The 18384-nt window shown below is 68.4% G+C and carries 21 protein-coding genes; 11 read left to right on the forward strand and 10 right to left on the reverse strand.

Annotation, left to right across the window (positions count from 1 at the left end; genetic code table 11):
* Positions 1 to 135: 135 nt before the first annotated feature.
* Together AC1RRR_RS15185 and AC1RRR_RS15190 are read right to left on the reverse strand one after the other, a co-directional pair.
* Positions 136 to 1749, reverse strand: a complete 1614-nt coding sequence (locus tag AC1RRR_RS15185) for a serine hydrolase (protein ID WP_492814311.1) — start codon at positions 1747 to 1749, stop codon at positions 136 to 138.
* Positions 1750 to 1956: 207 nt separating this feature from the next.
* On the reverse strand, positions 1957 to 3639 hold the full coding sequence (locus AC1RRR_RS15190) for an acyl-CoA dehydrogenase family protein (RefSeq protein ID WP_492814312.1): 1683 nt from the start codon (positions 3637 to 3639) through the stop codon (positions 1957 to 1959).
* A 95-nt stretch (positions 3640 to 3734) separates the two neighbouring features.
* Between AC1RRR_RS15190 and AC1RRR_RS15195 the strand changes: the two genes are divergently transcribed.
* Complete coding sequence (locus AC1RRR_RS15195; protein WP_492814314.1) at positions 3735 to 4361, forward strand: glutathione S-transferase family protein; 627 nt, start codon at positions 3735 to 3737, stop codon at positions 4359 to 4361.
* On the opposite strand, the gene AC1RRR_RS15200 is transcribed toward AC1RRR_RS15195, so the two are convergent.
* Positions 4358 to 4681 (reverse strand): DUF2322 family protein, encoded by a 324-nt coding sequence (locus AC1RRR_RS15200; RefSeq protein WP_492814316.1) that lies wholly within the window; start codon positions 4679 to 4681, stop codon positions 4358 to 4360. The genes AC1RRR_RS15195 and AC1RRR_RS15200 overlap by 4 nt on opposite strands.
* 170 nt (positions 4682 to 4851) lie before the next feature.
* On the opposite strand from AC1RRR_RS15200, the gene AC1RRR_RS15205 reads away from it, so the two are divergent.
* Positions 4852 to 5409, forward strand: a complete 558-nt coding sequence (locus AC1RRR_RS15205) for an SH3 domain-containing protein (RefSeq protein ID WP_492814318.1) — start codon at positions 4852 to 4854, stop codon at positions 5407 to 5409.
* 102 nt (positions 5410 to 5511) lie between these two features.
* On the opposite strand, the gene AC1RRR_RS15210 is transcribed toward AC1RRR_RS15205, so the two are convergent.
* The 3 genes from AC1RRR_RS15210 to AC1RRR_RS15220 form a co-directional block, all read right to left on the reverse strand.
* Positions 5512 to 6030: a CPBP family glutamic-type intramembrane protease gene (locus tag AC1RRR_RS15210; RefSeq protein WP_492814320.1), complete on the reverse strand. Its 519-nt coding sequence runs from the start codon at positions 6028 to 6030 to the stop codon at positions 5512 to 5514.
* Between the two features lie 144 nt (positions 6031 to 6174).
* Complete coding sequence (locus tag AC1RRR_RS15215) at positions 6175 to 7281, reverse strand: Rieske 2Fe-2S domain-containing protein (protein WP_492814322.1); 1107 nt, start codon at positions 7279 to 7281, stop codon at positions 6175 to 6177.
* 170 nt (positions 7282 to 7451) lie between these two features.
* Positions 7452 to 8930: a M20 family peptidase gene (locus AC1RRR_RS15220; RefSeq protein ID WP_492814324.1), complete on the reverse strand. Its 1479-nt coding sequence runs from the start codon at positions 8928 to 8930 to the stop codon at positions 7452 to 7454.
* Positions 8931 to 9133: 203 nt separating this feature from the next.
* Between AC1RRR_RS15220 and AC1RRR_RS15225 the strand changes: the two genes are divergently transcribed.
* Positions 9134 to 9433, forward strand: coding sequence for a hypothetical protein (locus tag AC1RRR_RS15225; RefSeq protein WP_492814326.1), 300 nt, complete (start codon positions 9134 to 9136; stop codon positions 9431 to 9433).
* 1 nt (position 9434) lies between these two features.
* Here AC1RRR_RS15225 and AC1RRR_RS15230 read toward each other — a convergent pair whose 3' ends face one another.
* Positions 9435 to 9662 carry a hypothetical protein gene (locus tag AC1RRR_RS15230; protein ID WP_492814328.1) on the reverse strand — a complete coding sequence of 76 codons (228 nt, stop codon included), beginning with the start codon at positions 9660 to 9662 and terminating at the stop codon, positions 9435 to 9437.
* A gap of 140 nt (positions 9663 to 9802) precedes the next feature.
* Here AC1RRR_RS15230 and AC1RRR_RS15235 point away from each other — a divergent pair, with 140 nt between their 5' ends.
* From AC1RRR_RS15235 to AC1RRR_RS15255, 5 genes are all read left to right on the forward strand, one after another.
* On the forward strand, positions 9803 to 9886 hold the full coding sequence (locus tag AC1RRR_RS15235) for a hypothetical protein (protein WP_165262165.1): 84 nt from the start codon (positions 9803 to 9805) through the stop codon (positions 9884 to 9886).
* A gap of 102 nt (positions 9887 to 9988) precedes the next feature.
* Positions 9989 to 11080 carry a 3-deoxy-7-phosphoheptulonate synthase gene (locus AC1RRR_RS15240; RefSeq protein WP_492814330.1) on the forward strand — a complete coding sequence of 364 codons (1092 nt, stop codon included), beginning with the start codon at positions 9989 to 9991 and terminating at the stop codon, positions 11078 to 11080.
* 50 nt (positions 11081 to 11130) lie between these two features.
* Positions 11131 to 11424, forward strand: coding sequence for a hypothetical protein (locus AC1RRR_RS15245; protein ID WP_492814332.1), 294 nt, complete (start codon positions 11131 to 11133; stop codon positions 11422 to 11424).
* The gene (locus AC1RRR_RS15250; protein ID WP_492815258.1) at positions 11337 to 12305 is read left to right on the forward strand and encodes an MFS transporter; all 969 of its coding nucleotides are present in this window, start codon (positions 11337 to 11339) and stop codon (positions 12303 to 12305) included. Before AC1RRR_RS15245 ends, AC1RRR_RS15250 begins: the two co-directional genes overlap by 88 nt.
* 15 nt (positions 12306 to 12320) lie before the next feature.
* Positions 12321 to 12707, forward strand: a complete 387-nt coding sequence (locus AC1RRR_RS15255; RefSeq protein ID WP_492814334.1) for a nuclear transport factor 2 family protein — start codon at positions 12321 to 12323, stop codon at positions 12705 to 12707.
* Here the strand turns inward: AC1RRR_RS15255 and ccrA are convergent.
* Complete coding sequence (gene ccrA, locus AC1RRR_RS15260) at positions 12704 to 13963, reverse strand: crotonyl-CoA carboxylase/reductase (protein WP_492814336.1); 1260 nt, start codon at positions 13961 to 13963, stop codon at positions 12704 to 12706. The genes AC1RRR_RS15255 and ccrA overlap by 4 nt on opposite strands.
* Before the next feature lie 190 nt (positions 13964 to 14153).
* Here ccrA and AC1RRR_RS15265 point away from each other — a divergent pair, with 190 nt between their 5' ends.
* On the forward strand, positions 14154 to 14885 hold the full coding sequence (locus tag AC1RRR_RS15265) for an enoyl-CoA hydratase/isomerase family protein (RefSeq protein WP_492815260.1): 732 nt from the start codon (positions 14154 to 14156) through the stop codon (positions 14883 to 14885).
* Here the strand turns inward: AC1RRR_RS15265 and AC1RRR_RS15270 are convergent.
* Positions 14882 to 15241 carry a DUF6481 family protein gene (locus AC1RRR_RS15270; protein ID WP_492814337.1) on the reverse strand — a complete coding sequence of 120 codons (360 nt, stop codon included), beginning with the start codon at positions 15239 to 15241 and terminating at the stop codon, positions 14882 to 14884. The two genes, AC1RRR_RS15265 and AC1RRR_RS15270, sit on opposite strands and share 4 nt — an antisense overlap.
* A 65-nt stretch (positions 15242 to 15306) precedes the next feature.
* Positions 15307 to 15516 (reverse strand): cold-shock protein, encoded by a 210-nt coding sequence (locus AC1RRR_RS15275; protein WP_492814339.1) that lies wholly within the window; start codon positions 15514 to 15516, stop codon positions 15307 to 15309.
* A gap of 339 nt (positions 15517 to 15855) precedes the next feature.
* Between AC1RRR_RS15275 and AC1RRR_RS15280 the strand changes: the two genes are divergently transcribed.
* Both AC1RRR_RS15280 and AC1RRR_RS15285 read left to right on the forward strand, forming a co-directional pair.
* The gene (locus tag AC1RRR_RS15280; protein ID WP_492814340.1) at positions 15856 to 17844 is read left to right on the forward strand and encodes a methylmalonyl-CoA mutase family protein; all 1989 of its coding nucleotides are present in this window, start codon (positions 15856 to 15858) and stop codon (positions 17842 to 17844) included.
* A gap of 4 nt (positions 17845 to 17848) precedes the next feature.
* A complete protein-coding gene (locus tag AC1RRR_RS15285; protein WP_492814341.1) occupies positions 17849 to 18358 on the forward strand; it encodes a hypothetical protein in 510 nt (169 codons plus the stop codon).
* The last annotated feature ends 26 nt before the right edge of the window (positions 18359 to 18384 follow it).

Consider the following 18384-nt stretch of genomic DNA (forward strand, 5'->3'; position numbering starts at 1 on the left):
ACGTGCGTTGACTGGCGTTTGGGGGTGAGGGGCGGCGGCCAAACCTTGACCGTATCGCCTAGAGCAAACCCACCCCCAAACTCATTCGACAACGCGGCTGTTGGGGGCGAGTTCCGAAGCTTTGCAATTGAGCCGCTAATTGATCTTCGACAGCCGCAGGTCCTGATAGTCGTAGCTGAAGTCGGCCAGCGGCGAGACCGCCTTGACCAGGGCCGAAACCACCTTGCCGTCCTTCAGGTCGAAGGTCAGGAAGGCGTCCTCCTGGGTGCGGTCGTCGAACGTGGTCTTGAACATCTCGCCGTCGAACGGATCCAGCTTGCCGCGCAGGGCCGGGGTCTTGTCGAACGCGACGTGCAGGCCCTGTTTCTTGCCCTTTCCGACGACGGTGATCGTCACCGTGCCGTACCAGGGATCACGATAGACGCCGGCATAGGCGGCCAGCGGCAGGCTGGGCTTGGCCCCGCCGGGCGTGGCGGTGGTGGTGGCGCGGGCGGCGTCCTTGATCGTGTCGGCGTCCGCCTGGGCCTGGACCCGCTTGGACGACGCGATCCAGTCGAAGTCGTTGCGGCCCTGCAGCCGGTCGGGACCGCCGTAGCGCAGGGTGCGCAGGACCGGCGTCTCCTCGGCGTTGGTCATGATCATGATGCCCGACTTCCGGCCCGGCAGCAGGCCGGTATACGAGATGAAGCCGGCCAGGCCGCCGGTGTGCCACAGCAGCCGCTCGCCCCGGTGGTCCTGGACGAACCAGCCCAGGCCATAGGCCTGCATCGACGGGCGCACCGGGTTCTCGTCGCTGGGACCGTCGGCCCAGGCGGTGAGGGTGTGCGGCTTCCACATCTCGCGGGCCGAGGGCTCGCCCCACAGGCGCTTGCCGCTGGGGGTCATGCCCAGCCCCAGCTGGACCATCATCCACTGGGCGATGTCCTTGGGCGTGGAATTGACCCCGCCGGCGGGGGCGGCCGAGGCGAAACTGTTGTCGAACGGCAGCACCGTCTGCGGACCCAGGCCCCGGACGGGCGGACCCAGGCGCGCATGCGGCGCGGCGCGGCGGGACTTGTCGACCAGCGAGGGGCTGGAAACCGTGCTGGTCATGGCCAGGGGATCGAAGATCCGGGCCTTGATCACCGCTTCCCACGACTGGCCGGTGACCGCCTCGATCACCGCCCCGGCGGCGACATAGAGCACGTTGTCATAGGCGTAGCCGCCCCGGAACTGGCCGCTGATCGGCAGGTACTTCAGCCCCGCCACGATGTCGGCGCGGGTGTGGGTCGGGTCGGGCCAGATCATCAGGTCGCCCGCGCCGAGGGAGAGGCCGCTGCGGTGGACCAGCAGGTCGCGGACGGTCATCAGCTTGGTGATGACGGGATCGCTCATCTGGAAGGCCGGCAGGTGCTTGGTCACCGGATCGTCCCAGGCCAGCTTGCCCTCCTCGACCAGCATGGCGATCAGGGCCGCGGTCATGGCCTTGGTGTTGGAGGCGATGCCGAAGATGGTGTTCTCGTCGCAGCGGTCCGGCTGGCCCAGCGTCTTGACGCCATAACCCTTGGCCAGGGTGACCTTGCCCTTCTCGACCACGGTGATCCCCAGGCCCGGCTGGTCGGGGAAGGCGGCCATGACGTCCTGCGCCAGCTTGTCCACGGCGACGGCGACCGAGCCGGTCTCCTGAGCGAAGGCCCGACTGCCAAACGCCGCCAGACCCGTGGTCGCGAGGGCCGAGACAAGAGCGGTGCGGCGGGTCGTGGCGAGCATGGGCGGTCCTTACGGTGAAGGTCGCGAGGCTATTCCGATGCTCGGCCAGCGGACAAGGCGCAATTATCATCCCTCTCTCATGGAGAGAGGGAGGGGCCCATTGCGCAGCAATGGGAGGGTGAGTGGGTACGCCGGTGGACGGCGTGCCGGCACTCCGGCTGACGCCGTAACCACTCACCCCAACCCTCTCTCTAAGAGAGAGGGAGCTTAGTTGGCGCCATCCAATAATCTCCTGGCGATCACCTGCGCCTGGATCTCGCCCGCGCCCTCGAAGATGTTGAGGATCCGCGCATCGGCCAGCAGCCGGCTGGCCGCATACTCCATCGCGAACCCGTTCCCCCCGTGGATCTGCAAGGCGTTGTCCGCCGCCGCCCAGGCCACGCGCGCCGCGACCAGCTTGGCCATGCCGGCCTCGAGATCACACCGCTTGCCCTCGTCCTTCTGGCGGGCGGCGTAGTAGGTCAGCTGGCGCACGCCCATGATCTCGGCGGCCATCATGGCCAGCTTGTTGGAGACCCGGGGGAAGTCGAAGATCGCCTGGCCGAACTGCTGGCGGTCCAGCGCGTAGGCCAGGCCCGTCTCCAGCGCCGCCTGGGCGACGCCGACCGCGCGGGCGGCGGTCTGGATGCGGGCGCTCTCGAAAGTGGCCATCAGCTGCTTGAAACCCTGGCCGGGGACCCCGCCCAGCAGGTTCTCGGCCGGGACCTCGAACCCGTCGAAGCCCAGCTCGAACTCCTTCATGCCGCGATAGCCGATCACCCCGATCTCGCCGCCGCTCATGCCCTGGGCGGGGAAGTCGTCGCCTTCCAAGCCGCGCGGCTTCGGGGCCAGCAGCATGGACAGGCCGCGATAGTCGGTGGTGGCCGGGTCGGTGCGGACCAGCAGGGTCATGACGTCGGCGCGGGCGGCGTGGGTGATCCAGGTCTTGGCGCCGGTCACCACATATTGGTCGCCCTTCAGCTCGGCTCGCGTCCGCAAGCTACCCAGGTCGCTGCCGGTATTGGGTTCGGTGAAGACGGCGGTCGGCAGGATCTCGGCGCTGGCGATCTTCGGCAGCCAGTACTCCTTCTGGGCGTCGGTGCCGCCGGTCAGGATCAGCTCGCCGGCGATTTCCGAGCGGGTGGCCAGCGAGCCGACGCCGATCCAGGCGCGCGACAGCTCCTCGGACACCACGCACATGGCGGTCTTGCCCATGCCGCTGCCGCCGAACTCTTCCGGGATGGTCAGGCCGAACACGCCCAGGGCGCCCAGCTCCTCGACCAGCTCGATCGGGATCAGCTGGTCCTTCAGGTGCCACTCGTGAGCGAAGGGGGTGACCTTTTCCTCCGCGAAAGCGTGGAACTGGTCGCGGATCATCTCGAAGGTCTCGTCGAGACCGGTCTGTTCCAGCGTCGGCTTGCCGCGCGCCTGCGACAGATGCTGGGCGACGCGGGTCTTCACGGCCTGCGTCCCGCCCTCGACCATCAGCTTCATCAGGCCGTTGGAATAGAGCCGGTTCAGCACCGCGCGGTCTTCCACGAGGTGGGCCGGCCGGACGATCTCGCCCTGGTTCATCGGCACGCCGCCGACCAACTGGGCGCAGTATTCGGAGAACAGCAGCTGGGCCAGCAGGGCCTCGATCTCGCCGAACCGGCCCTCGTCCTGCAGCCGCTCGGCCCAGCCGGCGACCTGGTTCAGCAGCTCGGCATAGGCGGCGTACCAGCCGTAGCCGTGGACCCGGTGCTGGTGGATGTCGGCCAGCTTGCGGTCGATCTTTTCGCCATCCGGCGCGATGTGGGCCAGGATCTGCGGCTTGGCCTCGGCCACGAACAGCCCGGCCGCGTCGGCGGCTTCACGCAGCAGACCGGTCAGGCCGGGGAGAATGAGGGTCTCGCTTGCCGTATGCGTCATGCTTGCTCCCCGGCTCCAAACGGTTGTTTTCTTTCACCCTGGCGCTTTTCGCACCTGCGAGCAATGCCGCAGCGCACAAGGTCGAGGAAGAAACAATGCTGACGGTTCATCACCTCAACGAGTCGCGCTCGCAGCGGATCCTGTGGCTGCTGGAGGAACTGGGCGTCCCGTACGAGATCGTCCAGCACACCCGCGATCCCAAGACCCGCCTGGCCCCGCCGTCGCTGCTGGCCGTGCATCCGCTGGGCAAGTCGCCTGTGGTGGTGGATGGCGACCTGACCGTCATCGAGTCCGGCGCGATCATCGACTACGTGATCCGACGCCACGGCGAGGGGCGCCTGGCCCCGGATCCGGCCAGCGCCGACTACGACCGCTATCAGCAGTGGCTGCACTATGCCGAGGGTTCGGCCATGCTGCCGCTGATGCTCAACATGTATGTCGGCCGCCTGGGCGAGGCCGGCGCGCCGCTGCACCCGCGCATCCAGAGCGAGATCGCCAACCACCTGGCGTTCGTCAACGACAGCCTGGCCGGGCGTGAGTTCTTCGTCGGCGAGGCCCTGACCGGCGCCGACATCCAGATGAGCTTCGTGCCCGAGGTGGCTAAGGCCATGGGCAAGCTGGCCGACTATCCGCACATGGCCGCCTGGATCGGCCGCATGCACGCGCGGCCGGCCTGGGCCAAGGCGCTGGAGAAGAGCGGGCCTTACGCCCTCGGCGCCTAGACGATCTCGATGCTGAGCGGCGCGCCGCCGGCGGCGATCTCCAGCAGGCGGTCGACGTTCGGGTGCGCGCCGGGACGCTCGCGGGCGTCGGCCGTGTGCTCGCCGAACACGGCCAGGCCGTGCTCGGCCGCCTTGGCATCGAGGGCGCCGAAGGCCTGCTTCAGATACTGATAGACGGCTACCGAGCCTTGCTTGCCCGGTTGGTTCTCGATGCTGGCGACCACGCCGCCCGCTGCGTCGACCAGGTCGATGCGCTGCACGCCGTCGATGGCGGGCAGCTGCTGAAGGTTGTCCTTGAAGGTCGCGCCAGGTTGGATCATCGCCAGCTTTCTTAAGGTCGTTGCGGGCGGGGCTCGTAGCACCTCCAGCCAACTTTTTTCAACATGAACGAAATCTGCTGAACGGGTTCCCGCAACCGTTCAGCTTCGCCCTGTCATGGTCTGTCTCACGGGGTTGCTGACCCCGCAGACTTTGAAAAGGGACAAAGACCATGACCATCTCGATGAAGATCAAGACCACCGCCCTGACCCTGGGCGCCGCCGCCGCCGCTCTGTCGCTGGCCGCCGCGCCCCAAGCCAATGCCGGCGTCGTCGGCTGCAAGGCCTCGGGTTCCAAGCAGGAAGTCGGCGCGGTCCTGGGCGGCCTGCTGGGCGGCCTGGCCGGCAACAAGATCGCCGGCAAGGGCGATCGCGGCACGGGCACGGCCATCGGCGCCGTGGTCGGCGCGGGCGCCGGCTCGGCCATCGGCTGCGGCATGCAGAAGACCGAGGCGGCTAAGGACGTCGGCGGCATCTACAAGTCGGGCGGCTATCGCTACGCCCAGACCGTCGAGGCCGCGCCCCTGGTCAAGATGGACAAGAAGTACGTCACCCGCTCGACCGTGAACCTGCGGGCCGAAGCCTCCACGCGCGGCGAGCGCCTGGGTTCGGTCAGCTCGGGCTCGACCTTCCAGGCCCTGGGCCGCACCGGTGACGGCAAGTGGATCCTGGTCGGCCAGAACGGCGTCGGCGTCGGCTACGTCTCGAGCGCCTACGTCTACCGCGCCTAACCAGGCCTGAGCTTTCGGAGCGCGTCCGCTCCGTCCCTCTGGCCGCGCTTCGAAGAGAGCCCGCCCGGTCCACCCCCTAGGACCGGGCGGGCTTTTTCGTTGTTACGAGAGAGCACTCACCCCGCCCAGCCAGGTCTGCCAGACCACCACCAGCGCCCAGTGCAGGAGCACCGCCGGCCAGATCGAGCCGGTCACTCGCCTGGTGATCGCGCAGCCCAGGCCCAGCACCGCGCAGCACAGCAGGAAGTCGGGCCGCAGGAAGATCCCAGCGGCGGACTTCAGGAAGGTCACGGCCTCGAACACGTGCCAGACGGTGTAGAGGGCGGTCGAGACGGCGATCTCCAGCTTGGGGCGCACGCTCTCGCTGGGGCCGGGGGTGAGCAGGCCTCGGAACGGGATCTCCTCGCCCAGGGCGGGGATGAAGAACACGATTAGCATCCGCAGCGGTAGGCCGGGCTCGGTCGGCTGGAGCTTGTAGAGCCCGGTGGCGAAACCGATGAGCACCATGGTCGCCAGGGTGGCGGCGGAGGCGGCGGCGCAGAACAGCCAGCCGCGTGCGGTGGGCAGGGTGCGCAGGCTGTCTACCAGTCTTGTTTGGTATGTCTTGAAGCTCAGCGCCATTCCCTTCCCCTTCTCCCCTTGCGGGAGAAGGTGTCAGCGTAGCTGACGGATGAGGGGTTGATAGGCCTATCCGACAGCGGAGCGCGACCCCTCACCCGACCCGCTTCGCGGGCCACCCTCTCCCGCAGGGGGAGAGGGGAATTTCTACGTCCGCCACCGCAGCGTCTGATCCTTCACCGGATTAACAAACGCCCGCCCTTCACGCCGGCTGGCCATCCATTCCCGCTTGCACTGGTGGTACCAGCGCGCCTGCTGATCGGCGTCGCCCACCCACATCAGCGGCGGGTTCTGCTGCAGCCCCGGCGTCTGAGCCGCCACGATCGCGCCGTCCTGGCGCAGGAAGGCGCGGGCGGCCACGCGGATGATCGGATAAAAGGCCGTGAAGGCCCAGTGATCCGACCACATGATCTGGTTCATCCGGGTCTTGGTGGCGTTGATCGGCGTCATCGCCGACAGGGCCAGCACCTGTTTGTCGCCGACCGTCACATGCTCCCAGCGCAGGCCCGGCAGGCGGAAGGTGATCTCGGTCAGGGGCTCGCCGCCCAGGATGGCGTAGGCCTTGGAGTTCTTGGACGGCTCGTGCCGCACCATGGTGAAGCCGGCCTCCGAGGCGCAGAAGGTCTTCTTCTTCTCGTGCTGGCTGGTCTTGGTCCGCCACCACCATTGCTGATGGACGTAAGGGCCGTGGGCCGGGTCGATCAGGCCCAGCACGGCGTGGTCGATATGGATGTCGTAGTCCAGGTGATCGACCAGCTTGGGCTTGCCGCCCACCACGCCGGGGATGGTCGGCGGGGGCTCGGGCGGTTCGCCGTCGAAGCGCGGGTTGGAGGACATCCAGATCCAGACCATGCCCTGCTGTTCGACGGTCGGATACTTGCGCACCCGCACCTTGGAGATGTCGAAGTCGCTGTCGCCGGTCAGGGACGGGATCGACTTGCAGGCCCCGTCGGGCCCGAAGCGCCAGCCGTGATAGGGGCACTCGATGCTGTCGGTGCCGTCGGCCTCGCGGTGCACGCGGCCGGCCGACAGGGCGGCGGCGCGGTGGGGGCAGATGTCGCGGATGGCGTAGACTTGGCCCGCGCGGGTGCGGCCCAGCAGGATCGGCTCGCCCAGATATTCGCGCTTCTCGGCCTTGCCGGGTTTGATGTCGGGCGACAGGCAGGCGACGTACCAGGCGTCCCAGACAAAGCCCTCGCCGAACTTGTCAGCGATAGGCTTGGCCTTGATCAGCGGGGCGTCGTCGGCGGGCATGGGCGTGCTTTTAGCGGTTGGGATAACGCTGTGACTTGAGGCGCAGTGTCGCAGCGGATTGCGACACCCGTACTCAGGTCCGGAAAAGCGACAGCCAAAGTTGTGGGCGGTTTACCCCCGCCAAGTCCCCCGACCGTGTTCCCCCGAACACGCCCCGCCCGAAGCAGACCTCACCGCGACGCGGCGGTCTCCACCAGGCGCTGATAGAAGCGCACCATTCGCGCGACATTGTCCAGGCTGATGTGCTCGTCGGTGCCGTGGATGATCTTGGTCTCCTCGACCTTCAGCACCAGCGGCTGGAAGCGGTAGACGTCGCTGGCCACCCCGCCCATGTAGCGGCTGTCGGTGCCGGCGGTGACCAGGCCCGGCACGACCGGGGCCTTGCTCTCGTCGCCCGCCAGGCCGGCGATGGTCTTCCAGGCGTCCGAGCTGGTCGACGAGACGGTCGAGGGCTCGTCCGGCGTCTTGCTCCAGGCCAGCTGGACCGGCAGCTTGCCGACCGCGTCCTTGGCCCGCGCCATCACCGTGGCCGAGCTGTCGCCCGGCGCGATGCGATAGTTGATCCAGGCCGTGGCGTCCTGCGGCAGGACGTTTTCCTTGGGCGAGCCTTTCAGCATGGTCGGCGCGATGGTGGTGTGCAGCATGGCCGCGCCCGCCGGGGTCTTGGCCGTGACCTTCACCAAGAGCGGCGAGAACAGCCAGGTGTTGGCGGCGAAGATCTTCACCTCGGGCTTGGCGTGCGGGGCGATGGCGCCCAGCATGTCGGCGCCGGGGCCCTGGAACTTCATCGGGAAGGGGTGGTCATTGATCGCCGCCACGGCCTTGGACAGGGCGACCACGCCGCCGCCGTCCGCCGGCGGCGCCGAGCTGTGGCCGCCGACCGCCGGAGCGGTGACCGTCATCGTGGCGTAGCCCTTCTCGGCCGTGCCGATGATGGCGGCGGGCTTGCCGGTGACCGGGTGGTCGGCGACCACGGCCATGCCCTCGTCCAGCACGAACTGGGCCTTGATGTTGCGCGACTTCAGCAGGGCCGCGGCGGCGCGGGCGCCGACGCCGCGCACCTCCTCGTCATGGCCGCTGACGATGATCACCGTGCGCACGGGCTTGAAGCCGCTGGCCGCGACGCCTTCCAGCGCTTCGAACAGGGTGATCAGCGAACCCTTGTCGTCGATCGCGCCCCGGCCCCAGACCGCGCCGTCGGCGATCACGCCGTCGAACGGCGGATGGCTCCACTGGCCCTCGCTGCCCGGCGTCACCGGCACCACGTCCTGGTGGGCCATCAGCACGATCGGCGGCAGGGCGGGGTTGCTGCCCGTCCAGGTGTAGACCAGCGTGTGGTCGGCCACGACCTCGCGGGTCATGACCTTGTGCGCCTGCGGATAGGTCGTTTGCAGCCAGGCGTGCAGCTTGTCCCACTCGGCCGGCTGGTCCTCGGCGCGGTCCTGGTGGCTGATGGTCTGGAAGCGGACGGCCTGCGCCAGGTGGTCGGCGGCCTTGGCGACATCGACGGGGCGAGCCGAGGCCAGTTTCACCGCCGCGGGATCGACCACGGCCGGCGCCTTGAAGGTGGCGGTGCGCACGGCGACCACGGCCGTCACGGCCAGAACCAGACCCACGGCCGTCAGCGCGACCTTACCCCCGACACCCATAATCATCTCCCCGAACACTTGTTGGGGAGACTGTGCGTTGGATTTCGATACGCGACAATCTCGTTATCGAACGGCTGCGAAGTTATCCACAGGGCGCCGCTCAATCCCCGTACTTTTCGGAAGCGCCCTGAGCCAATTCAAAGGCTTACGGGAAAGCGCAGGTTTCTTGTCCCCGGTCTGTCAGGCGGCCGCAAGCTGGGGGCATGACACAGACTTCTGCTGAACGCTGGTGTGAAGACACCCAAGCCAAGCTGATGGCGATGCTGGACGCCGTCTGGGCCTCGATCGAGGCCACGGACGACCCCGTCCTGATCCGCAAGGCCCGCGAAAAGGCCAGGGTCTGCGGCGTCATGGCCGCCACCGCCCGCAAGATCGCGGCGATGGTCCCGGAGCGGAAGCCGACGGCGGCTCTGCGCCCGGCTTTCACCGAGACGCCGCCGCCGCCGCCGCATACGCCCCGCGCCCTGGACCGCCTGAAGGGCGGCCGGCGCGGGCGATTGTGATTTAGACCGTGAACACGAACTCGACGCCGCCCGGGCCGCCGTGCTGGGCGATCAGGGCCAGGTCCTTGGTCGTCAGGGCGTCGGTGTGCAGCACGCGCATCCAGGCGCCGTTGCACAGCGCGTCGGCGGCCTTCACCAGCTCGTCCAGGCTGTAGTCGTTGGCGCTGACCTGAAAGCCGCCGCCATAGGTCGCGATGGCCACCAGATCGGCCAAGGTTCTCGTCGTCATGATCAATCCCCCTATCGCCCCACAGTGGGCGTGACAGGGGAGGTGCCAGCCGAAGTTGAGTTTTTGGTAAAGCGCAGTTTGCCATGCGCGTCGAACGTGGCGCTCGACTCCCGCGAAACTTCACTCTAGGCTTCCCGCCGATGACCCTCGCCGCCAGCCAACAGCTGTTTTGGTACTTTAGCTATCCGACGCCTCTGGCGCCGGGAGGGGATCGTTTGGCCTGAGATCAACCAGGACCACAAACATCTTCACCAGCCGCCAGGGGTTCCCCGGGCGGCTTTTTTGATGGCCGCCGGACCTCTCCAAAAGATTTCCCGGAGTACGCCATGCCTTCCTCGACCGCCGCCAATGTCGTCACGATCCCGGTCCCGACCGACGATCTGCGCATCCAGAAACTGCAGACCCTCAGCCCGCCCGCCCAGGTGATCGGCGAGGCCCCGGCCACCTCGCAGGTCGCCGAGGTCGTGGGCGCCGGCCGCCGGGCCGTGCACGAGATCCTGAACGGGCGCGACGACCGCCTGGTGGTGGTGATCGGCCCCTGCTCGATCCACGATCCCAAGGCGGCCCTGGACTACGCCCAGCGCCTGGCCGCCGAGCGCGAGCGTCACGCCGGCGAGCTGGAAATCGTCATGCGGGTCTATTTCGAGAAGCCGCGCACGACCGTGGGCTGGAAGGGCCTGATCAACGACCCGGACCTGGACGGCGGCTTCCGGATCAATGACGGCCTGCGCCTGGCGCGGCGCGTGCTGCTGGACGTCTGCGCCCAAGGCCTGCCGGCGGCCTGCGAGTTCCTGGACGTGACGACGCCGCAGTACATCGCCGACCTGGTGGCCTGGGGCGCGATCGGGGCCCGCACGACCGAGAGCCAGATCCACCGCGAGATGGCCTCGGGCCTGTCGTGCCCGGTCGGCTTCAAGAACGGCACCAATGGCGACGTGAAGGTGGCGGTCGACGCGGTGATGGCCGCCAGCCAGCCGCACCACTTCCTGGCCGTGACCAAGGAAGGCCGCGCGGCCATCGCCACCACCACCGGCAACAAGGACTGCCACGTGGTGCTGCGCGGCGGCAAGACGCCCAACTACGACGCCGCCAGCGTCGCCGCTGCGGCCGAAGCCGTGGCCAAGGCGGGCATGCCGGCCCGGATCATGGTCGATGTCAGCCACGCCAACAGCGGCAAGAACCACGAGAACCAGCCGGCGGTGGCGGCCGACATCTGCGCCCAGGTGGCGACCGGGACCTCGCCGGTCATGGGCGTGATGATCGAGAGCAACCTGGTCGCCGGCCGCCAGGACATCGTCCCCGGCCAGTCCCTGACCTACGGCCAGTCGGTCACCGACGCCTGCATCGACTGGGAGACCTCGGTGAAGGTGCTGGAGGATCTGGCGGCGGCGGTGAAGGCGGGTCGGGCGGCGCGCTAGCCGAGCTCCCGCGCGCGGCCTAGTCTCTTCCCCAAACCGGGGAGGGGACCATGGACGCCAAGGACAAACCCATCTGGGCGGTGCTGGCCGTCTGCCTCCTAGCCGCCATGCTGGAGGGGTTCGACATCCAGTCGATGGGCGTGGCCGCGCCGCGCATGGTCCCGGCCCTGGGCCTGACGCCGGGCCAGGCCGGCTGGGCGTTTAGCGCCAGCCTGATCGGGCTGATGCTGGGCGCCTCGGCCGGCGGCCGGTGCTGGTGTTCTCGGCGGCGGCCTTTGGTCTGTTCTCGCTGGCGACGCCTTTGGCCAAGGACTTCGAAGCTCTGCTGGTCGTGCGCATCCTGACGGGCGTGGGCCTGGGCGGAGCCATGCCGATGCTGATCGCCTTGGCCTCCGAGCAGGCGGGACCCGCACGCAAGACCGTGACGGTGGGCCTGGTCACCGCCGGCCTGCCGCTGGGCGGGGCGGTGGCGGGCCTCTTGGCGCGCTCGCCCCTGGCCGAGGACTGGCGGATGATCTTCGTGGTCGGCGGGATCGCGCCGCTGTTGGCCGCGCCACTGCTGCATCTCGTCCTGCCGCTGGGCCGGCCGCAAGCGATCGAACGGCAGGGCCGAGCGGCCCTGACCGCCCTGTTCTCGCCGCGCCGCCTGCCGATCACGGTCAGCCTGTGGCTGGGCGTGGCCCTCACCGCGCTGATCCTGCACCTGCTGCTGAACTGGCTGCCGACCCTGCTGGTCGCGCGCGGCCTGCCCAAGAGCGCCGCTTTCGGGGCGGCGGCGCTGTTCAATCTGGGCGGCGCCGCCGGTGGGGTGCTGCTGGGCCTGCTCGTGGACCGCATCGGGCCGCGCTGGCCGCTGGTCGGGACCTTCGCCGGCCTCGCCTTGGCGCTGCTGGGCCTGGCCAGCGCGGGCAATGGCGGCGAGATCGCCGTGCTGGCCTTCGTCGCCGGCTTCCTGCTGATGGGCGGCCAGTTCACGCTCTACAGCCTGGCGCCCCAGCTCTATGCCGACGCGGTGCGCGGCAGCGGCGTCGGCGCGGCCATCGCCGCCAGCCGGCTGGGCTCGATCCTCGGCCCGCTGGCCGCCGCCCAGCTTATCGGCGCGGGCGCGGCAGGCGGGGCGGTGGTCGGAGCGCTGGTCCCTGTAGCCCTGGCCACGGGGCTGTCGGCCGGCCTGCTGACAGTCTTCGGATCGCGGGCGGCTAGAGCGGAGACACCCGAAGCTTAAGCCCGCGAGCGCCCCATGCCCAACTCCGTCGGTGACGCCGTCCACGCCTATGCCGCCGCCTGGCGAGCGGGCGACCTGCCGGCCATGGTCGGCGGCTATCACGACGACTTCACCCTGCACTATGCCGGCCGCAACAGCCTGGCCGGCGTCCATGTGGGCAAGGCCAAGGCGCTGGCGGTATTGGCCGAGGTCTCGCGTCGCACCAACCGCCAGCTGGTCGAAATCGTCGACGTCCTGGTCGGCGAGACCCGCGCCGCCATCCTGGCCCGCGAGCGTTTCCGCCGCGACGGCCGCGAGGCGGCGGTCGAGCGCCTGCTGGTCTACACCGCCAAGGACGGCCGGCTGGACGCCTGCTGGGTGCACGAGACCGACCAGGCGCTGGCCGACAGCTTCCTGGACTAGCTCCCGCCGCCCAGCTCCTGCACTTCCTCGAAGGTCCGCAGGCCCGGACGCTGGGCGCAGACCAGCACGGCCATGTTCCCCGGCAGGTGCTGGTTGGCCAGCATCTTCTCGTGGGCGGCCGGGATCTGGTCCCAGGGGAAGACCTCCGACAGGCACGGATCGACGCGGCGGTCGATGACCAGCTGGTTGGCGGCGCTGGCCTGCATCAGGTTGGCGAAGTGGCTGCCCTGCACGCGCTTCTGGCGCATCCACAGAAACCGCGCGTCCATGGTCAGGTTGAAGCCCGAGGTGCCGGCGCAGATGGCGACCATGCCGCCGCGCTTCACGACGAACACGCTGACCGGGAAGGTCGACTCGCCCGGGTGCTCGAAGACGAGGTCCACGTCGCGGTTGCCGGTGATCTGCCAGATGGCTTTGCCGAACTTGCGGCTCTCCTTCATGTAGTCGGTGAACTCGGGCCCGTTGACCTTGGGCAGCTGGCCCCAGCAGTCGAATTCCTTGCGGTTCAGCACCGCCTTGGCGCCCATCGACAGCACGAACTCGCGCTTGTCGTCGTCGCTGACCACGCCGATGGCATTGGCCCCAGCGACGGCGGCCAGCTGCACGGCGAAGACCCCCAGACCGCCGGAAGCGCCCCAGACCAGCACGTTCTGGCCGGGCTTCAGCTCATGCGGCTTGTGGCCGAACAGCATGCGGTAGGCGGTGGCGAGGGTGAGCGTGTAGCAGGCGGCCTCTTCCCAGGTCAGGTGCCGGGGGCGCGGCATCAGCTGGCGCGACTGCACCCGGCAGAACTGGGCGAAACTGCCGTCCGGCGTCTCGTAGCCCCAGATGCGCTGGCTGGACGAGAACATCGGGTCGCCGCCGTTGCACTCCTCATCGTCGCCGTCGTCCTGATTGCAGTGGATGACGACCTCGTCGCCCAGCTTCCATCGCTTCACCTTGGCGCCCACGGCCCAGACAATGCCCGAGGCGTCGGACCCGGCGATGTGGAAAGGCTGCTTGTGACCGTCCAGCGGGCTGATCGGTTCGCCCAGCGCCGCCCAGATGCCGTTGTAATTGACCCCGGCGGCCATCACGAGGACCAGCACCTCGTCCTCGCCGATGTCCCAGGTGGGGACCACCTCGACCTGCATGGCGTCGGAGGGCTTGCCGTGGCGGTCCTTGCGGATGCTCCAGGCGTACATGGACTTGGGCACGTGGAAGGCCGGCGGGATCTCGCCGATCTCGTACAGGTCCTTCAGGACAGGCTCGGCCATGTCACTCTCCCCGTGTTCTCGCATCGCAACAACGCTTGAGGACTAAACTCGGCTATGCGCGCCCGTTTGATTTCGGATCTTGGAAGCGAGGCTGAGACAACTGTTTGAAAGTGGCAAGGAGAAACTTGTGCGTCGCAGCATGGCGCTGCGGAAGGTTGCTCGCGCTGGTGGGGCGGGCGAGGGTGCGGCCATGATCCACCTGTCGGCTCCCGAACCGTCGATCGCCCTGATCGAACTGGACACCGCCCCCGCCAACGTCCTGGCCATGGCCGAACGCGCCAGGCTGCTGGAGGCCTTCGCCGCCGTGGAAGCCGACAAGGCGGTGCGCGTCGCGATCCTCACCGGCCGCAACGGCGCCTTCTGCACCGGTGACGACCTGGCCGAGTCCCTGTCGCGCGACGTCGAAACCCAGAGCGCCGCGATCCTCCACTTCCTGGCCATGTGCGATCGCGTGTCCGCCTGTCGCGTCCCGGTCATCGCGGCCGTGGACGGCTGGTGCATCGGCGGCGGCTTGGAACTGGCGCTGGCCTGCGACATCCGCCTGGCCAGTGACCGGGCGAGCTTCGCCTGCTCGGCGGTCCGCATGGGGCTGACGGCCTCGGCGGGACGACTGACGGCGCTGATCGGCCAAAGCCGCGCCAAACCGCATCTGCTGACCGGCGCGCCCTTCGACGCCGCGCGAGCGCTGGCGGATGGGGTAGCGGCCGAGGTTCATCCGGCCGAGGACTTACTGGATGCGGCCCTGGCCATGGCGAAGCTCATCGCCTCCCGCGCGCCGCTCGCCATCGAGGCGACCAAGCGCGTGGCGTCAGGCGTCTCGACGACGGAGGCGGAAACGCCGGGGCTCGCCGCGACGGCCGATCACGCCGAGGCGCGAGCGGCGTTCATCGCCAAGCGGCCAGCGGTGTTCAGGGGGCGCTAGCGGCGCGCCTGGCGAGCGGCGTAGCGCGCGTCGCGTTTGGCCTTGGCGTCGAGCGCGGACAGCGCCTTGCGCTCCTTGCGTTCGCCGCGCTTGGCGGTGAGTTCGGCGGCCTGCGCATCGGCGACGGCCTGGGCATCGGCGGCCAGGGTCGCCGCGGCGGCGTCCTGCTTGGCGGTCTTGGCGAGGGCGCGGTCGGCGCGAACCTGGGCCAACATCACCTTGCGCTCGCTCGTCCTGTCGATGCGCTCCAGCGCGGGACGAGCCTCTTGAGGCTTGAAGCGGGAGAGCAGCGCCTGACGGGCGGCTGCGGCGGTCTTGAGGCGATCTGCGAAGCCGGCGTTGGGCGTGTTCTGCACGAAGTCTTTCTGGATGGAGGAGAAGGCGTTGGCCCCCGAACCTGGCGGATCGAGGGCCTTGAGGCTTAGACCGCTTGAAGCTGGCCGGCCGAGGTCTTGCCGCTGCGCTGGTCCTGCTCGAGCTCGTAGCCGATCTTCTGGCCTTCCTGCAGCGAGCCGAGGCTCGACCGCTCGACGGCCGAAGCGTGGACGAAAACGTCCTGGCCGCCATTGTCAGGTTGAATGAAGCCGAAGCCCTTGGTCGAATTGAACCACTTCACGGTACCGGTTGCCATGGGAAACACCTTTCAGGTGTGAATGTTCTCACGCCTCGGTCGAGGTGTGACGTCAAATTCGAAGAGGAGCGGAGACAGACCCGGAAGCTCAATCCTGAGATTGAAACCTGGAGAGCGACCGTAGCCAAGGCGATATTCGATTTTCGGACACTGGCACGGGCGCGTCTGCATAGCGAGCTATTATTTTATTTTTCCGGTTGTCCGGCGAAGTTTACTTGAGCGCTTCTACGTCTGAACTGAAGCTTCCGCACCCGCGAACCCTCACATTGCATCGCAGCAAAACCAGGCTCATCATCGGCGCCAACCAAGAGCCATAAGCGCCGCCTCGGGAGCTCCGCCATGTCCTCGACGCCGTACCAGCATGCGCCGGATCCGCCGTGGATCTTCCGCACCTATGCCGGCCATTCGACGGCGGAGAAGTCCAACGCGCTGTACCGGGCCAACCTCTCCAAGGGCCAGACCGGGCTGTCGGTGGCCTTCGACCTGCCGACCCAGACCGGCTACGACCCCGACCACATCCTGGCGCGCGGCGAGGTCGGCAAGGTGGGCGTGCCGATCAGCCATCTGGGCGACATGCGCCAGCTCTTCAGCGAGATCCCGCTGGAGAAGATGAACACCTCCATGACCATCAACGCCCCGGCCGCCTGGCTGCTGGCGATGTATGTGGCGCTGGCCGACGAGCAGGGGGCGGACCGGGCCTTGCTGCAAGGCACCACGCAGAATGATCTGATCAAGGAGTATCTGTCGCGCGGGACGTACATCTTCCCGCCGCAGCCGTCCTTGCGGCTGATCGGCGACATGATCGCCTGGTGCTATCGCGAGGTTCCCAAGTGGAACCCGATGAACGTCTGCAGCTACCACCTGCAGGAGGCCGGCGCGACGCCGGAGCAGGAGCTGGCCTTCGCCCTGGCCACGGCGATCTCGGTGCTCGATACGGTCAAGGCCGGCGGCCAGGTGCCGGACGAGGACTTCGAGATCGTCGCCTCGCGGATCAGCTTCTTCGTCAATGCCGGCGTGCGGTTCGTGACCGAGCTGTGCAAGATGCGCAGCTTCACCAAGCTGTGGGACCAGATCCTGCTGGAGCGCTACGGCGTGCAGGACAAGAAGGCGCGGCGGTTCCGCTACGGGGTGCAGGTCAACAGCCTGGGCCTGACCGAGCCGCAGCCCGAGAACAATGTCTACCGCATCCTGATCGAGGCCCTGGCCGTCACGCTCAGCAAGGACGCCCGCTGCCGGGCCCTGCAGCTGCCGGCCTGGAACGAGGCCCTGGGCCTGCCGCGGCCGTGGGACCAGCAGTGGTCGCTGCGGATGCAGCAGGTGCTGGCCTACGAGACCGACCTGCTGGAATACGAGGACCTGTTCGACGGCTCCCACGTAGTCGAGGCCAAGGTCGCCGAGCTGTCGAAGGGCGCGCTGGAACAGCTGGCGACGATCGACGCCATGGGCGGGGCGTCCAGCGCCATCGACTACATGAAAGCCGAGCTGGTGGCCTCCAACGCCCAGCGGGTCCGCGCGGTCGAGACCGGCGACCTGACCGTGGTGGGCGTCAACCGCTGGACCGACACCGAGGTCTCGCCGCTGTCGGCGGGGGAGGGGGCGATCGAGACGGTGGATCCGCGCCTCGAGGCCGATGTCGTCACGCGGCTGAAGGCCTGGCGCGAGGCTCGCGACGACGGCGCGGTGCAGGCCGCCCTCGCCGACCTGCAAGCCGCCGCCCGCGACGGCCGCAACGTGATGGCGCCCTCGATCGCGGCGGCCAAGGCCGGGGTCACCACCGGCGAATGGGCCGGCGCGCTGCGGGAGGTATTTGGCGAATATCGCGGCCCGACCGGCGTGGCGATCGTCGTCTCCACGGGCGAGGCCGAGGACGTCGAGGCGGTGAAGGCCGAGGTCGAACGGGTCTCGGAACTGCTGGGCCGCACGCTCACCTATCTCGTCGGCAAGCCCGGCCTGGACGGCCACTCCAACGGCGCCGAACAGATCGCCACCCGCGCCCGCGCCGTCGGCATGGAGGTCGTCTACGACGGCATCCGCTCGACCCCGGAAGAGATCGTCCGCCGCGCCAAGGAAAGCCGCGCCCACGTGGTGGGCCTGTCGATCCTGTCGGGCTCACACCTGGACCTGATGCAGGAAGTCATCCGCGTGATGCGCGCCGAGGGCCTGGGCCACATCCCCGTCGTTGCCGGCGGCATTATCCCCGAAGCCGACGCCCTGGTGCTCAAACAGATGGGCGTGGCGCGGATCTACACGCCCAAGGACTTCCGGATCACCGAGATCATGGGCGACGTGGTGCGGCTGGTGGAGGCGACGGCGCTTGAGGGGGCGTGAGCTGATGGATACCGATCACCACGCCATTCATTCGGTCCTGCGTGAGCGGATCGTCGAGCACGTCTTCCTCGGCGGGCTGTTGCAGGGGCTGTGGCGCGCCCGACGTTTCGATGTCGAGGTGCTGCGGGCGGAGTTCGACGCGGGCGGCTATGATCTGGTCATCCGCTGCGGTCCGACCGTGCGGTATATTCAGCTGAAGGTTGCTCGGCGGGGCGGCGCAACGGCCTCGGTGAAGGTCAGCCTGGCGCTCGTGGGACGCCCCGGCGGGTGCGTCATCTGGATCGTCGTCGATGACGATCTGAACCTCGACCATTTTCGCTGGTTTGGAACGGTCCCGGAAATGGCGCTGCCCAGCCTGGAGGCCCTCAAGGTGGCGAGGCACGTCAAGGGCAACGCCAAGGGCGAGAAGCTTGAGCGCGTGAACCATCGTGTGCTTCCCAAAGGAAGGTTCGAACGGATCGACGGCTTCGAGGCTTTGGTCGACCGTCTCTTCCCGATCCGGGATGAAGCTTAGAGCGTTCCTCTCCGCGTGTTAGGATA

Source organism: Caulobacter sp. GW821-FHT12D05 (assembly GCF_058807295.1).

Bases quoted from the DNA above. Each gene is read 5' to 3' on its own strand.
- AC1RRR_RS15275 (WP_492814339.1), bottom strand. From the start codon at position 15,516: ATGGCAACCGGTACCGTGAAGTGGTTCAATTCGACCAAGGGCTTCGGC.
- AC1RRR_RS15195 (WP_492814314.1), top strand. From the start codon at position 3,735: ATGCTGACGGTTCATCACCTCAACGAGTCGCGCTCGCAGCGGATCCTG.
- AC1RRR_RS15255 (WP_492814334.1), top strand. From the start codon at position 12,321: ATGCCCAACTCCGTCGGTGACGCCGTCCACGCCTATGCCGCCGCCTGG.
- AC1RRR_RS15200 (WP_492814316.1), bottom strand. From the start codon at position 4,681: ATGATCCAACCTGGCGCGACCTTCAAGGACAACCTTCAGCAGCTGCCC.
- AC1RRR_RS15210 (WP_492814320.1), bottom strand. From the start codon at position 6,030: ATGGCGCTGAGCTTCAAGACATACCAAACAAGACTGGTAGACAGCCTG.
- AC1RRR_RS15245 (WP_492814332.1), top strand. From the start codon at position 11,131: ATGGACGCCAAGGACAAACCCATCTGGGCGGTGCTGGCCGTCTGCCTC.
- AC1RRR_RS15185 (WP_492814311.1), bottom strand. From the start codon at position 1,749: ATGCTCGCCACGACCCGCCGCACCGCTCTTGTCTCGGCCCTCGCGACC.
- AC1RRR_RS15215 (WP_492814322.1), bottom strand. From the start codon at position 7,281: ATGCCCGCCGACGACGCCCCGCTGATCAAGGCCAAGCCTATCGCTGAC.
- AC1RRR_RS15225 (WP_492814326.1), top strand. From the start codon at position 9,134: ATGACACAGACTTCTGCTGAACGCTGGTGTGAAGACACCCAAGCCAAG.
- AC1RRR_RS15190 (WP_492814312.1), bottom strand. From the start codon at position 3,639: ATGACGCATACGGCAAGCGAGACCCTCATTCTCCCCGGCCTGACCGGT.
- AC1RRR_RS15280 (WP_492814340.1), top strand. From the start codon at position 15,856: ATGTCCTCGACGCCGTACCAGCATGCGCCGGATCCGCCGTGGATCTTC.
- AC1RRR_RS15285 (WP_492814341.1), top strand. From the start codon at position 17,849: ATGGATACCGATCACCACGCCATTCATTCGGTCCTGCGTGAGCGGATC.
- AC1RRR_RS15220 (WP_492814324.1), bottom strand. From the start codon at position 8,930: ATGGGTGTCGGGGGTAAGGTCGCGCTGACGGCCGTGGGTCTGGTTCTG.
- ccrA (WP_492814336.1), bottom strand. From the start codon at position 13,963: ATGGCCGAGCCTGTCCTGAAGGACCTGTACGAGATCGGCGAGATCCCG.
- AC1RRR_RS15235 (WP_165262165.1), top strand. From the start codon at position 9,803: ATGACCCTCGCCGCCAGCCAACAGCTGTTTTGGTACTTTAGCTATCCG.
- AC1RRR_RS15240 (WP_492814330.1), top strand. From the start codon at position 9,989: ATGCCTTCCTCGACCGCCGCCAATGTCGTCACGATCCCGGTCCCGACC.
- AC1RRR_RS15265 (WP_492815260.1), top strand. From the start codon at position 14,154: ATGATCCACCTGTCGGCTCCCGAACCGTCGATCGCCCTGATCGAACTG.
- AC1RRR_RS15205 (WP_492814318.1), top strand. From the start codon at position 4,852: ATGACCATCTCGATGAAGATCAAGACCACCGCCCTGACCCTGGGCGCC.
- AC1RRR_RS15230 (WP_492814328.1), bottom strand. From the start codon at position 9,662: ATGACGACGAGAACCTTGGCCGATCTGGTGGCCATCGCGACCTATGGC.